Source organism: Staphylococcus sp. GW821-FHT11H10 (assembly GCF_058807855.1).
Map to the genome: position 1 here is coordinate 22,813 of NZ_JBXARC010000022.1, position 14,203 is coordinate 37,015.

At 32.4% G+C, this 14,203-nt stretch carries 15 protein-coding genes and 1 pseudogene; 5 read left to right on the forward strand and 11 right to left on the reverse strand.

All coding sequences use genetic code 11. The features are described 5' to 3' along the window. The first annotated feature begins 127 nt into the window (after positions 1-127). Entirely contained in the window at positions 128-478 is a 351-nt protein-coding gene (locus AC1RRU_RS10375) for a hypothetical protein (protein WP_011275062.1), read from the forward strand. Next, positions 478-669 carry a hypothetical protein gene (locus AC1RRU_RS10380; RefSeq protein WP_011275061.1) on the forward strand — a complete coding sequence of 64 codons (192 nt, stop codon included), beginning with the start codon at positions 478-480 and terminating at the stop codon, positions 667-669. Before AC1RRU_RS10375 ends, AC1RRU_RS10380 begins: the two co-directional genes overlap by 1 nt. A gap of 104 nt (positions 670-773) precedes the next feature. Here AC1RRU_RS10380 and AC1RRU_RS10385 read toward each other — a convergent pair whose 3' ends face one another. Next, positions 774-965: a hypothetical protein gene (locus AC1RRU_RS10385; protein WP_011275059.1), complete on the reverse strand. Its 192-nt coding sequence runs from the start codon at positions 963-965 to the stop codon at positions 774-776. Between the two features lie 4 nt (positions 966-969). After that, positions 970-1,614: pseudogene (locus AC1RRU_RS10390) on the reverse strand (HAD family hydrolase). 311 nt (positions 1,615-1,925) lie between these two features. Here AC1RRU_RS10390 and AC1RRU_RS10395 point away from each other — a divergent pair. Continuing rightward, positions 1,926-2,456 carry a hypothetical protein gene (locus AC1RRU_RS10395; RefSeq protein WP_011275057.1) on the forward strand — a complete coding sequence of 177 codons (531 nt, stop codon included), beginning with the start codon at positions 1,926-1,928 and terminating at the stop codon, positions 2,454-2,456. A 314-nt stretch (positions 2,457-2,770) separates the two neighbouring features. Here AC1RRU_RS10395 and AC1RRU_RS10400 read toward each other — a convergent pair whose 3' ends face one another. After that, positions 2,771-4,372: an alpha-glucoside-specific PTS transporter subunit IIBC gene (locus AC1RRU_RS10400; protein ID WP_016931125.1), complete on the reverse strand. Its 1,602-nt coding sequence runs from the start codon at positions 4,370-4,372 to the stop codon at positions 2,771-2,773. Positions 4,373-4,562: 190 nt separating this feature from the next. Between AC1RRU_RS10400 and AC1RRU_RS10405 the strand changes: the two genes are divergently transcribed. After that, entirely contained in the window at positions 4,563-5,324 is a 762-nt protein-coding gene (locus AC1RRU_RS10405) for a MurR/RpiR family transcriptional regulator (protein ID WP_011275055.1), read from the forward strand. 190 nt (positions 5,325-5,514) lie between these two features. On the opposite strand, the gene AC1RRU_RS10410 is transcribed toward AC1RRU_RS10405, so the two are convergent. The 8 genes from AC1RRU_RS10410 to hutG all read right to left on the reverse strand — a co-directional run bounded on the left by AC1RRU_RS10410 (position 5,515) and on the right by hutG (position 12,722). Further along, positions 5,515-6,033 (reverse strand): SRPBCC family protein, encoded by a 519-nt coding sequence (locus tag AC1RRU_RS10410; RefSeq protein WP_011275054.1) that lies wholly within the window; start codon positions 6,031-6,033, stop codon positions 5,515-5,517. A gap of 144 nt (positions 6,034-6,177) precedes the next feature. Next, positions 6,178-7,473 carry a Na+/H+ antiporter NhaC family protein gene (locus AC1RRU_RS10415; RefSeq protein WP_033080164.1) on the reverse strand — a complete coding sequence of 432 codons (1,296 nt, stop codon included), beginning with the start codon at positions 7,471-7,473 and terminating at the stop codon, positions 6,178-6,180. A gap of 119 nt (positions 7,474-7,592) precedes the next feature. Continuing rightward, entirely contained in the window at positions 7,593-8,204 is a 612-nt protein-coding gene (locus AC1RRU_RS10420) for a flavin reductase family protein (RefSeq protein WP_011275052.1), read from the reverse strand. 77 nt (positions 8,205-8,281) lie between these two features. After that, positions 8,282-9,163, reverse strand: a complete 882-nt coding sequence (locus AC1RRU_RS10425) for an SDR family oxidoreductase (protein WP_011275051.1) — start codon at positions 9,161-9,163, stop codon at positions 8,282-8,284. Between the two features lie 122 nt (positions 9,164-9,285). Next, positions 9,286-10,419 carry an amidohydrolase gene (locus tag AC1RRU_RS10430; RefSeq protein WP_011275050.1) on the reverse strand — a complete coding sequence of 378 codons (1,134 nt, stop codon included), beginning with the start codon at positions 10,417-10,419 and terminating at the stop codon, positions 9,286-9,288. After that, positions 10,416-10,823 (reverse strand): SulP family inorganic anion transporter, encoded by a 408-nt coding sequence (locus AC1RRU_RS10435; RefSeq protein ID WP_306169512.1) that lies wholly within the window; start codon positions 10,821-10,823, stop codon positions 10,416-10,418. The genes AC1RRU_RS10430 and AC1RRU_RS10435 overlap by 4 nt, the downstream gene beginning before the upstream one ends. A gap of 6 nt (positions 10,824-10,829) precedes the next feature. Continuing rightward, entirely contained in the window at positions 10,830-11,597 is a 768-nt protein-coding gene (locus AC1RRU_RS10440) for a SulP family inorganic anion transporter (RefSeq protein WP_011275048.1), read from the reverse strand. 189 nt (positions 11,598-11,786) lie between these two features. Continuing rightward, positions 11,787-12,722, reverse strand: a complete 936-nt coding sequence (gene hutG / locus AC1RRU_RS10445; RefSeq protein ID WP_011275047.1) for a formimidoylglutamase — start codon at positions 12,720-12,722, stop codon at positions 11,787-11,789. A gap of 255 nt (positions 12,723-12,977) precedes the next feature. On the opposite strand from hutG, the gene sdpC reads away from it, so the two are divergent. Beyond that, positions 12,978-14,069: a peptidoglycan release complex CPBP-like subunit SdpC gene (gene sdpC, locus AC1RRU_RS10450; RefSeq protein WP_011275046.1), complete on the forward strand. Its 1,092-nt coding sequence runs from the start codon at positions 12,978-12,980 to the stop codon at positions 14,067-14,069. Positions 14,070-14,203: the final 134 nt, after the last annotated feature.

A 14,203-nucleotide genomic window follows, 5' to 3' on the forward strand; every position in this document is an offset into this window, starting at 1 on the left:
ATCATTTTATACTATTGCATATAATCAATTCGCCATAAATGTATTGATGAGCGTTTCGTAAAAATTAATTTAGAGTGTGATATACTTTTGGTAGATTTTTACTGTTAAGTAAAAGGAGAATTAATTCATGCAGTCATTATTAAAAAAGAGCGTTAAAATTTCTATAATATTTGGTATTGTTTTCTTTCTATTAAATTATTTCAGTGCCAATCATGATACAGTAAATCCGTTAATAATAAGAACGATTATCGCAACTTTAACTTTTTTCTTATTATATTTAGCAGTATTTACGATCTTCAATTCAGATGAACGCAAACTTAAATTTGGCATTACGTTACCCATCTCTTTAATTGTTTGCTTAATTATAGGTGGAATCTTTTTTACGCTTGAGATTGGAATTATTGCGGGGCTTATCATTGGCCTAGCAGCTGGTTTTATTTGGGAATGGATTGACAAACGAAATGGAGGTACAAATTAATGTCTGTCACAATAGGAATTATATTAATTATTGTCTTACTTATTCTTAGTTTAGTGCCTAATTACAAAGCGATGCAACAAGCGAAATCGCAAGGACAGAAATCAACCCGTTTTACAATTATGGTAGGTATTGATTTAATTCTCATCGTATTATTAGTTGTTACAATCATACTAAAATTATTCATTAACTAAACTCATATGATTTTCAGTCATAAAAAAAGAGATGGAATGGCAGTGGAATATTATTCAATGTTCCTACCCTTTTCCCTCTCTTTTTTTAAACTATACTACGTAATCTAAATTCTTCCTTGCAACAATAAGTAATATCCAATAGTAGCTAAAAGTAAATAGATCATTGTTCCAACTAAGAAAGAACGCATTTGAACTTTAAATGGTATATGTTTGCTAAATATTGGACCTAAAACTAAATTTCCTATGCCTATTATAATAGGACCTGCTAAAAAGAATAGGATAATTTGCCACGACATAAGTTTACTCCTTATTTGGTTCAAAGAAACGATTTTTTATTTGCTCAAAGCTTAAATCTTTACCTACAAAAGTTATGGCAGAAAAATCTTGTGCTTCTGTCATCTCGTTAGTATTAATTATTACATCCAATCCAGCATTCATAGCACCTGTTGCGCCATTTGCTGAATCCTCTATAGCTAAGCAATGCGCCGGTGAATAATTTAGACGTTGAACAGCCGTTAGATAAAGTTCTGGATCAGGTTTAACCGCTTCGACATCTTCTCTTCCAACAATAACATCGACATACTCATCGATACCCAAAGCATTTATTGTAGGCATAATTTCTTCTCTATAACTACTTGTTGCAATCGCCATAGGTATGTGTCGTTGTTTCAAATATTTCATTAATGAAGAAACTGTATCAATAATGTCGAGTTCATGGCTCGTATCATTATGCTCATCATATATTTTTTGTTTCTTTTCTAAACCAATCTGTTGCTCAATATAGTCATGTAAACCTTGAGCGTGTCCTCATATATGGCTTCGATAAAACTCCAGTGAAACAGGCTTCACACCATGAAAGGAAAGATGCTTATTAATAATGTCGTATAGGTGTTTTTCTGTATCTATAATTGTACCGTCGAAATCAAATACTACAGCTTTATACATAAGTTTGCTCCTTTAATAACTACAATTATTGCTAATTTTATCATATGAATATTTGATTTTCACACTTCACTAATGAACTTACTAAACACATTTCAACTAATAAACAATCAACATTTTCATATTTATTTCATGTTAATTATCGTTACGTTTATATTACAAAATAATTAAATCGAAGTTCATTCAAAAGTCCTAGTGATAATATCAAAAAAGAGTGATACAATCAGTGTGTATAAAAGAACGGTGTACTTTATTAGGGAACTTTAAAGCTAAATGCTTTTTACATACGTTAAATAAATATAGGAGGTCATTGCATGTTGTTAGACAAATTTGAAACTTACATTATCAACATTGTAGGTTTAAAATCTAGATCAACTCGAAAACATTTAATCAAAGTCTGTAAAGACGTTAAATTTTGCGATTCATTTCAATATTCAATAATCAAACACGACGATATACCAGTTTTAGAAGTTAGCTTACCTAAGCAACAACTTCCATATTTCATTAGTTTTTTAAGTTTTTACCAATTTTCAATTTATCAGATTTTATCTCCTAAACGATTAAATACGCTATTAGATACTGAACAAACATATCAAGCTTCTAAACGTTTCGACTTAGCAATTGATGGCCTCCAAGATGCATTCATAAAAGATAAAGTCATTGATATTATGACTTATTTCTCAAATAATTATGAAATTAAATATACTTTAAACAACAACTGTGCAAGCGTATGTTGTGCACCTGAAACGTTTAGTAAATTACTACAAACTATTGCATGTAGAAATATTGATATTCTTTCAGCATCTTATAAAACACGTGCGATGCATAAAGCAAATATATCTTAGTTACATTCGTGAGATTGTAATTGAATATATTTAAAGCTACATATCTAATTTGCTCTAACTTACTGATCTGAGAAGATACACTTATAGTATTTTCTCATTTTTTTATTTTGTTTAAATAGTAGTTTCTCAATATAAAGTCTTGTTAAGCAAACTTACATTTGTATTACTGGCATCAATTATAAGAAATATAGCATCTCAACAAGTTACATATCTTTAAAACAATTATAAAAAAAGACAATTTCTATGTTATTTCATTAGAAATTGTCTTTTTCACTTGTCCATGAACATAATGTCACAGACTCTATATTGATTAATTATTTTTTATCACTATCATCATAAACTAAATGTTCAAATGCTTCACGTACTTGGGGCACAGTCATTCCAACAACGACTTGTACATTTTTACCGCTTTTAACTAATCCGTGCGACATTTGTTCATGAGTGAAATATCCACTATCTTCAACTTTTGTTTCATCATTAACTGTTAGGCGTAAACGTGTTGTACAATTAGTAACGTCTTTAATATTTTCTTTTCCGCCTAATCCTTCTAAATAATAATGTGCTTTCGCTTCATATTCATTGCTAGGTTGGAATCCAGAATTGTCAGTACTTCCATCGCCTTTTTTCTCTTTATAATCTTTTTTAGAGAATAATTTAACTTCTTCTTCAGCTCGACGTCCAGGTAATGGAATATCAAATTTCAAGATTAAATATCTGAATACAACGAAATAGATACCTGAGAAAATCAATCCTATAACAACTTGAGCTACATAAGTTAGCCAGTGATTTTGTCCTAACGGAATCCAGTTCGTCGCGATGAAATCAAGTAATCCACCGCCCATGTTACCAACAACACCGAAACCATACATAATTGTATCCATTGTCGCTGCTAATAATGCATGTATAACAAATAAGTAAGGTGCGATAAATAAGAATGTAAATTCTAAAGGTTCAGTAATACCAACAACTACCGCAGTTAATGTAGCTGGTACTAATAACGCAGCAACTTTTTTACGATTAGCTTTAGGAGTTGTAGAATACATTGCTAATGCGATACCGATAGCACCAAACACTTTACCGTTACCTTGTAACATGAAACCGTAATGGAATTGTTCTTTTAACGGTTTACTACTTTCAGCAAATTCATTTAAATGTCTAAACCATTCTGCTTTAAGTCCGTCTTTTGCAACAACCGGACCTACTTCAATTGGTGCATAGATAAAGTGATGTAAACCAGTCGGTATTAACACGCGTTCTAAGAAATGATACAACCAAACACCGATGTAGCCTGATGCGATAATGAAATGTTGCATTGATTCAATACCATTTTGTATTGTTGGCCAAACGACACAAGTAATTGCAGCTATTGGCAACATAACAAAGAATGAAATTGTTACAACAAATGTTAAACCTTGGAATACACCTAACATCTCTGGTAATTTTTTACTATAAAAACGATTATGTATCCATGTCACAATGGCAGAAATAATGATACCACCTAAAATATTAGTATCTAAAGTTTCAATACCAGCAATCGCTTTTAATCCAGTTACATTTTCTACACCTTTTTCTAAATTAGCACCAAATGTATGTGGCCATTGCGTTAAAATAGCGTTGATAAAGGTATTAAACATTAAATAGCCCATCAATGCAGCTAAAGCCGCATGACCAGGGGCCTTCTTAGCTAGAGATAAAGGCAATCCAACCACAAATACGATTTCCATATGATTGAAGATAACCCAACCACCTGATTCAATTACAGACCAAAATTTAAACCAAAATGTATGATCATTTGCTAATCCACCCATGATGGTAGGATTTTTGAATAATGTTGCAAAACCTAATACTATCCCAAAGAATGCAAACATTAATACGGGAACAATCATTGCACTCCCAAAACGTTTAATAGCGTTCATAATTTAACCCCCAAATCTTTCTATGTTGTACTTAAATATATCGTACATATAAAAGCGTTTTCTTAATATCTATTATAGTAAACGCTTACACTTATACAATGACGTTGACCGATTTTGAAATAATTTTGTATAATAAGTTTATGTTTTCTATACATGAAAATATTTTCAGGGAAGAATAAGAGGTGTCTTTGTGCTACTAGATGAAAAAGTAAATGCCAATTTTGACAAGTTAAATGATAATGACCTACAAATTGCACACTTTGTAAACACGCACGTAAATCAATGTAAAACTTTGAAGATACACGAACTTTCACAATACACTCATGCATCTAACGCTACCATTCATAGATTTACACGAAAGTTAGGATTTGATGGTTATAGTGACTTTAAATCCTATTTAAAATTTGAAAGTGAACATTTAAGTCAACTACCTAAAGATTCGATGGATGCTTTTAAACAGGAAATAGAGACAACACTTAGCTATTTAGATCGTATTGATTATAATTTGATTACCGATAAACTTAACCAGGCGTCTACCGTCTACTTATATGGTACTGGTCGTGCACAGAAAAATGTTGCGGACGAAGCTCAGCGAATATTATTAACGATGCATAAAAATATTATCGTGTTACATGACGTTCATGAGTTAAAAATGGTACTGAATCGTTCGATTGATGAAGATTTATTCTTTATTATTTCTCTATCTGGTGAGAGTCACCAACTCACAGACGTTACAAACCTACTTCAATTACGCCAAAAATATTTTATCTCAGTTACAACAATGAAAGATAATTCATTAGCCCAAAAAGCGAGCTATAACGTTTATGTATCAAGTAATACTTTCTATTTATACGATGGTACAGACTATTCAAGTTTTATTAGTTATCATATCTTTTTTGAAACTTTACTCAGAAAATATAATGAACGTAAAGATAACGGTGAACTCAGTTAATCTTTATCGCAACTAAATATCGGTACTGATTAATTATTAACACATCAAAACCCCAACAAGGAGATTGTCTTTGTAAACTCTCCTTGTTGGGGTATCCACCTTAGTAAGAATAACTAGATATTTGTTAATATTGATATCAAATTTTCTCAGTTTAGACTGATAACGTGAATTCACGCAAAGGCCTAAGTTTTTATTTTAATAGATTATTGTCTTCTACATATTGTTCAAGTATTTGATGCATTTTATCAAACATTAATTCTAATCCGTGAACAGTAGAATCGTGATATTCCTTTTTCTTTTGTTTGTATTCTAATGTTGTTAAGCGTCGTTCACGTTCAACTAATGACTGATAAAAGAAAAACATTTGTGTGCCACCGTTTTCACGCTCTTCAAATTCAACTTCAATGACATCCTCTTGATCACTTAATTCAGGCATACCAATTGTCATTTTTATATACTCATTGTCAACGAGTTCTTGATACGTACCTTGGATAATATTTTGTCGTCCATTACGTGAATCAACTATGCGATATGAGCCACTTTCAGTCATATCTACATCAATTGACTTATTCGTACGTTGAGATGTCATAAACCACTGTTTTAATAAATCAGCATCCGTCCAAGCTTGGTATACTAATTCTGGTGAGTATTTTAATAAACGTTCGATATGAATTTCAACATGTTCATTCTCAACATTATACTTTGCCACTTGTTTCACCTACTTTCACTCTTATATCTATTTTAACGCATTTCAATACAGTTCCAAACTTTGAACTATTAAAATATTTAATTATTTTAATTTTTCTTATTAAACATGCTAATTATAAGTCTATTATTGTTATTTGTCTTTACTTTAAGATTTAGCTTTAACACGAGGGTATCTTAATATAATAGCTATAATGCCGCATATCCCTAATAAAAATGAATAAATGCAGTAAGGCATTACACTAAATGGTGATATACTTGCAACGCCAGCTGCAGCTATCACTTGTGGGCTATAAGGTAAAAAACCTTGAAAGCACCCTGCAAATATATCTAATAAACTTGCAGATTTACGTGGATCAACATCATATTCATCTGCAATATTTTTGGCTAATGGACCTGACATAATAATTGAAATTGTATTATTAGCTGTTGCAATATCAGCTGCGCTCACTAAACCAGCAATACCAAATTCAGCACCACGTTTAGTTGTAACTTTAGAACGAACAAAATTTAATAACCATTCAATTCCACCATTATGTTGAATAATTCCAACTAAACCACCAATTAACACTGCTATGATTGCAATGTCTTCCATACCTATAATACCCTCTGATACTGCATTTAGTAATCCTTTCCAACCAAAAGAACCATCAAATAAGCCAATAGCACCTGATAATAACGTACCACCGATTAATACAATGATTACATTTACCCCTACGAGCGCTAATACTAATACTAGTACATAAGGGATTACCTTAATTAAATTATAATCATAGCTTTTAGAGTGATCTATTGAGATACCGTTAGTAAGGAAGAATAAGACAATAATTGTTAATATTGCTCCAGGTAGTACAATCCAAAAATTCACTTTAAATTTATCTTTCATTCTTGTTTTTTGAGTTCGAACAGCAGCTATGGTAGTATCTGAAATCATCGATAAATTATCGCCAAACATAGCACCACCTACAACAGTACCCATTGCTAACGCTGCTGGAATATCAGTTGCCTGCGCAAATCCAAATCCAACAGGTGCTAATGCAGCAACTGTACCTACAGAGGTACCCATTGAAATTGACACAAACATACAAATTACAAATAATCCAACGATGATTAAATTTTGAGGTATCAATGATAAACCTAGATTTACTGTTGATTCAACACCGCCCATTTTTTCAGTGGTAGTTGAGAAAGCACCAGCCAATATAAATATAAATACCATTAAAATGATATTGGAATGACCTGCTCCTTTTGTAAACACTTCAACTTTGTTAGCAAATGTTTCTTTCCTATTCATTATTAAAGCAACAATAACAGTAATCGTGATAGCTACATTTAAAGGCATATTAGTGAAATCACCTGTAATGGTACCTACACCTAAAAACAATGCAATAAATAATAATAATGGAAGTAACGCCCACGCATTGCCTTTTCTTTGTTCCTCCATACTAAACCTACTTTCCTTTATAAAAATAATTTTATTATTAAAGTTACAAGATTACTGTCATACCGTCAATAAAATTTTATGAAAATTACATATTAAAACCATAGTTAATGTCTAAATTATCAATTACTTGGACGCTCAATTGTAAATTGCTCACCTAATTTAGCGTAATCATTACCTGCTAAACGGGCTACTGGTTTTAATTGTTTCGCATCAATTTTACTATCACCAAAATATACATCATCTTGTATGTGGTACTTAACAATTTTTCCAATAATTAAATCAGCACCATCATCTTCAGAGCCTAATAAAATCATTTGTTCAAGTTGACATTCAAATCTAATTTTAGCTTCCTTTATAGCTGGAATATCAATCAGATCAGATGAGATGGTGTTGAGTTCTGTTAAATCAAGTTCATTATCTTTAGGATTGATAGATGCAGCGGTCTTATTAATTTCCTCAACATTATCTTCATCTGTAACATGAACAACAAATGATTGGCCGTTTTCTATATTAATTGCCGTATCTTTACGCTTTCCTCCTGCTCTCTGTGCCGAAATAGCAATCATAGGTGGCGCATTATTAACTATATTAAAAAAACTAAATGGCGCAGCATTTACATTTCCTTCGATATCAGAAGATGTAACAAATGCTATTGGCCTTGGTATGATTGAACCACTTAATAGTTTATAATTTTGGATATCTGATAGTTGATTAGGATCAATGTGTTTCACTGTAATCCACTCCTTTCAACATAAAAACGCAAGAGTCTTTTTTGAAACCCTTGCGTTGGATTTATATTCTGAGATATTTAATTGATTTGGATGCCACCTGTGACGCCAAAAACTTGACCAGTCGTATAACTTGATTCCTCTGAAGCAAGTAATACATATGTGCCTGAAAGCTCTACAGGTTGTCCGGCTCTACCTAATGGCGTATCTTGACCAAATTGGGGAATCGCTGATTGTGGTTGACCACCTGTTATTTGAAGTGGAGACCAAAATGGACCAGGTGCAACACAATTAACGCGAATACCCTGTTCCCCTAACTGCTCAGAGAAACTTTTTGTTAATGAAATAATCGCTGCTTTTGATGCTGCATAATCATGAATCAATGGATTTGGATTATAACCTTGAACGGATGATGTTGTAGTGATTGATGCACCAGGTTGTAAATAGTCCAATGCTTTTTGAATTGTCCAGAATACTGGATATACGTTTGTTTCAAACGTTTCTTTAAAAGATTGTGTATCGAACTCTTCTAATTTATCGTGATACTGTTGATGGCCTGCTACTAATGTTACATTGTCTAAACCACCTAATTCTTTATACGCTTGTTCAACTAAATCATAGTTAAATTGTTCATCACGAATATCTCCAGGTATTAATACAGCTTTACGTCCTGCCTTTTCAATGACAGCTTTAACTTCTTGAGCATCTTGTTCTTCACTTGGAAGATAGTTAATTGCAACGTCTGCCCCTTCTTTGGCATATGCAATCGCTGCTGCACGTCCTATTGCTGAGTCTCCTCCTGTTACAAGCATTTTATAATCTAACAATCGGTTATGACCTTCATACGATGTTTCACCACAGTCAGGTTGTGGTGTTAGTTCAGATTGAAGTCCAGGTAGTTCTTGTTCTTGTTTTTCATAATCAGATGTTTTAAATTTTGTTCTTGGATCTTGTGCACCCATTATTTACTCATCTCCTAAAACATGTTTAGTGTCTGTTTACCCGTTCGTCATGCTTTTTAAATCACATTTTAAAAATTGTAATATAGCTACACAAATCAAACTCTTAAATGGAACATCGATTATTAATTAAATGCTGTGTCGTCAAGCAATTGATAAATCAACGTTATAAAGTACTCAGGGACCCTCTCAAGTATACGCTCATCTGGATCAAATTTCGGATGATGTAGATCGTATTTACTATTTGAACCAATAAATGCAAACACACCAGGATGATTAGCTAATAAACCAGAAAAATCTTCACCAATCGTATATGGATTCTCTAATTCTATGATTTGATAACCCACCTTTTTAGCGGCTTCTTTAGCATGTTGCGTTAAGTACGCATCATTAAAAACTGTTCCTGGCAGCTTAGTATATATAACTTCTATATCGACATTGAACAGTTGCTCTAATCCTTTAGCAATCTCTTTAAATCGTTGTTCTATATAATCTTGAACCTCTGGCTTAAATGAGCGCACTGTACCTTGGACATATGCTTGGTCAGCAATCACATTCCATGTATTCCCAGACGATACTTCTCCAATAGTTACTACAGCACTATCAAAAGCTGATATATTTCGACTTACAATCGTTTGTAAACTTGTTATTAATTGACCAAGTACCATGACTGGATCATTACCTTGTTCTGGTTTAGCAGCATGTGCACCTTTACCGTGAATTTTAAATTCAAAACGGTCTACTGTCGATGTGATTGGTCCAGATTTAATTGCAAATTCTCCAATATTTAAAGTTGGATAGTTATGGAAACCTAATATCGCTTTAACATCGTCTAATACATCCGTCTCTGCAATCGCTTTAGCACCATATCCCGTTTCTTCTGCAGGTTGAAATATAAATTTCACGCGCCCTTTAAGCTTATCTTCTTGTTCTTTTAAATTTGTAGCAATGGCTAGAATACTTGCCATATGAATATCATGACCACACGCATGCATCACACCTTCATTTGTTGAGGTGAATTCATGTTCAACTTGCTCTGTAATTGGTAAAGCATCTATGTCTGTACGAACAGCAATACAAGGTTCACCATGTCCTATTTCAGCTATAAGCCCTGTTTCTAAAGGATAATCTATGATTTTTATATCAAAAGCTTGTAATATACGTTTTAATCGCTTAGTTGTTTCATATTCTTTCTGAGATACTTCAGGAAATTGGTGAAATGTTCGTCTCCATTTAACATAATCATTGTAAGTTGTCATAGCGACGGTCTTCCTTTCTTTGTAAAAATAAAGTGAATGACATAATAAATAAGTGTGTCTATAACGACACCTATAGCTAAATTGTGTGACATTAATATTAAAATAATCGTTATGAACATTACGATACTATGCTTTATAGGTGCTTCTTTTAAATGTTTAAACGTGCGTCTATCAAATGTATTCAATGATATTGTAATTAATACCGAAGCCAACACTGCCATAGGAATAAAACCTACAATCGGACCTAAAATAACGACGCATGAGAGAAGAAATAAACCTGTAACGAATGTGGCTAATCGAGTAGTAGCACCCATTTTAAAATTAAATTTTGATTGACCTACTAAGGCGCTTGAACCATATCCACCTAATAACCCGACAATCAAATTAGCTAACCCTTGACCAATGACTTCTCAATCTTTATTGGAATGACTTTGTGTAATTACATCCATCATTTCATTTGTAAGATTTGTTTGTACTACGGAAATAATAGACATGGTTAATGCATATAAAGTAATAATACTTAATGCATGTAAGTTTAAAAGTTCTGTATAAACAGAAATTTTAGGAAAGGTAAGTCGAATTTCTGCTAAATCGTGGACTAGTTGAACATTCGGTTTAAGAAAATAACTTGCTATAGTCACCACAATTATAGCTATAAGCGGAGCTGGCATAAATCGAATAAATATTGAAGATAAATAAATTATTAGAAATGTAGCGATTGCTACTAAATAAGTCGCAGTAGTTATACCAAAAATATATTTTATTTGCGTTGTAAGTAATAGAATACCCAATGCATTCATAAAGCCAATAACAACAGTATCTGGAATATGATTAAGGATCTTATCTATGTGACACATGCCAAATATAATTAGAATGATGCCCATTATAAGCGTGGCCATAATTAAGTAATGAATATTGTATTGTTCTACTAGTGGTGCACCTACTATCGAAATACCACTACTTGGTCCAGACACCATACTTATTCGTTCTCCAAGAAAGCTAATGAATAGCATCATTAATCCACAACTCATTAACCCTATCGTAGGACTGATATGAACAATAAATGAGAAGGCTATAGCTACAGGGAGTAGTGCTAAACCCATTAAGATACCTGCCATTATATTTTGCGAGATTTCTCCAAGCCATTGCTGCTTATAACTTAACCGCTTCATCACCATCCATTACCTCCCTAATTATTTATATCGTAACATAATTGTCAAACTTTTCTATCAATTAAAAGTAATTAAAAAAGTAGAACAGAATTCAACGCGAATTCAACGTTCTACTCTTTCATGTTTGAATTTAATTTTAAGGATTATCGTCATCTTCCATTTTCAGAGTCATATACGACAATTTAATTCTACTTTTTAAACTAGGAAATGATGGATTAAATTCGCCGCTAACTTTGACGTACGATTATCAACATCATAGTCTGGGTTAGTTTCTGCAATACTAATTGATGATACCTTATCGCTTAATATTACACGCTTACTTATTTCAAATACTGAATGAGGATATAATCCTAATACACTAGGTGAACTTACACCAGGCGCGAACGCACTGTCAATAACATCCATACATATGGTAAACATAATCGTATCATGGTCATGAATAAATCTTTCTATTTTATCTTTAATAGTCGGTGACACTTGATGTAAAAGTTCGTCCGCATAGACATAAATAATATTATTGTCTTTTGCATAATCATATAAAGCACGCGTATTACCACCTTGAGCCAAGCCTAAAACTAGATAATCGACATTTTCATCATTATCTAAAATTTCTCGGAACATAGTGCCAGATGTAGGTGGCTCATCAGGACGTGTGTCAAAATGAGCATCAATATTGATAATTCCAATTGAAGCATCCGAATAGACTTCTCTAGTAGCCAAATATTGTGCATATGCAATATCATGGCCACCTCCAATTAAAAAAGCCTGTTTATGTTGCTTAATAACCTTAGCAGACAATCGTGCCATCTCTTGTTGCGTTTCTCTAAGATGATTACTTGTATGTTCAACATTACCGTAATCAATCAACATTTCGCATTCACTTAAATCTGGAAGTTTCGCGAATTCATGTTTTATGATATCTGGACCCTTCCTTGATCCGATTCTACCTTTATTGTTTTCAACACCTTTATCCACGGCATATCCTAAGAGACCAACACCTGTCTTATCACTTACGTTTTCCATATTTTCCAAATTAGCGAACTTTACTGTTTGAAAATGTCTAAACTGTTTAGGATCTGTTTCACTATCCAAACGACCAGTCCATAGTTTTGGATTACCTTGTGTATACATTATGTTGCCCCCTATTTATTTACTCTATAGCATTATCTTACATCATAATGAGATTTATCGTTACCATTTGTTTATATTTATGATTACCCTTTTCAAATTAATTTAAGACATTAAAAATTGTTTTCAATCATATAAAAATAATTCAAGACTATTACATTTTAATGATATTTAAAATGGACAATTTATTTATGGCCTTGTAATATGTATAATATTAAAGAAAGAGTTTTTACGGTTACCCTAATGGAGGTTACATAAATGAAGACGAATCGTATATCAGGATTTCAATGGGCGTTAACTATCTTCGTATTCTTCGTTGTCACGATGGCGCTATCATTAATCCTACGAGATTTTCAAGCATCAGTAGGTATTAAACGTTTTGTATTTGATATTACTGATCTTGCACCGTTTATCGCAGCAATTGTTTGTATTATTGCATTTAAAGATAAACGTACTCAATTAGCTGGATTAAAGTTTTCAGTTGATATTAGAGTCATTGAACGTATATTACTAGCATTGATTTTACCGCTAGTTATTTTCATGATTGGCATGTTTAGTTTTAACACATTTGCCGATAGTTTTATTTTATTACAAGCAACTGATTTATCTGTATCAGTTCCTACAATTATTATTGGTCATATTTTAATGGCATTTTTTGCGGAGTTTGGATTCCGTTCTTATTTACAAAATATTGTAGAAAATAAAGTTAATACATTTTTCGCTTCAATCATTGTCGGTTTAATTTATTCTATATGGGCCGCTAATACGACATATGGAATGGAATATGCGGGATACCATTTCCTTTATACTTTCATGTTCTCAATTATTATTGGTGAACTCATACGTGCAACTAAAGGACGTACGATATATATCGCTCTCGTATTCCATGCATCAATGTCATTTGCACAAGTGTTCTTATTTAGTGAAGAAACTGGCGACCTATTCTCAATGAAAGTTATCGCATTAAGTACGACGTTAGTGGGCATTGTCTTTATCATTTTAAGTTTAATTATTAGATTTATTGTTTATAAAACAACTAATCGTTCACTTGATGAAGTTGAACCTAATAATTATTTAGACCATATGAATGATGACGATACAACTACTTCAAATGAAACAAAGTCTGAAGATCATGAACATAATGATAAAAAAGACAGCTTCACTGAGAGTCAACTTAATGAAGATCATGTTGAACTTAAATCACAGTCTGAGAATCAAACTGATTCTTCAAATGAAAAACTTAAAGAGAACACATCTTATAAAGAAGATAGACGTTCATCTGTAGTTGATGATGCTAAGGATGAAATAGATCAAATGAAAGATACATCTAGTCACAAAACTGAGAAGTAAAGCTTATATTACGCCTTCTTTTAAGGCTCTATAATAAATTGGACTGATGACTAAAAATCATCAGTCCAATTTTTATGTTTTTGAATAGAAAAAAGGCGCAATTACCTCTATAATTATTAGCTACCAAACAAAAT

Bases quoted from the DNA above. Each gene is read 5' to 3' on its own strand.
- AC1RRU_RS10425 (WP_011275051.1), bottom strand. From the start codon at position 9,163: ATGGGTGCACAAGATCCAAGAACAAAATTTAAAACATCTGATTATGAA.
- AC1RRU_RS10380 (WP_011275061.1), top strand. From the start codon at position 478: ATGTCTGTCACAATAGGAATTATATTAATTATTGTCTTACTTATTCTT.
- AC1RRU_RS10415 (WP_033080164.1), bottom strand. From the start codon at position 7,473: ATGGAGGAACAAAGAAAAGGCAATGCGTGGGCGTTACTTCCATTATTA.
- AC1RRU_RS10385 (WP_011275059.1), bottom strand. From the start codon at position 965: ATGTCGTGGCAAATTATCCTATTCTTTTTAGCAGGTCCTATTATAATA.
- AC1RRU_RS10430 (WP_011275050.1), bottom strand. From the start codon at position 10,419: ATGACAACTTACAATGATTATGTTAAATGGAGACGAACATTTCACCAA.
- AC1RRU_RS10395 (WP_011275057.1), top strand. From the start codon at position 1,926: ATGTTGTTAGACAAATTTGAAACTTACATTATCAACATTGTAGGTTTA.
- sdpC (WP_011275046.1), top strand. From the start codon at position 12,978: ATGAAGACGAATCGTATATCAGGATTTCAATGGGCGTTAACTATCTTC.
- AC1RRU_RS10375 (WP_011275062.1), top strand. From the start codon at position 128: ATGCAGTCATTATTAAAAAAGAGCGTTAAAATTTCTATAATATTTGGT.
- hutG (WP_011275047.1), bottom strand. From the start codon at position 12,722: ATGTATACACAAGGTAATCCAAAACTATGGACTGGTCGTTTGGATAGT.
- AC1RRU_RS10400 (WP_016931125.1), bottom strand. From the start codon at position 4,372: ATGAACGCTATTAAACGTTTTGGGAGTGCAATGATTGTTCCCGTATTA.
- AC1RRU_RS10440 (WP_011275048.1), bottom strand. From the start codon at position 11,597: ATGGTGATGAAGCGGTTAAGTTATAAGCAGCAATGGCTTGGAGAAATC.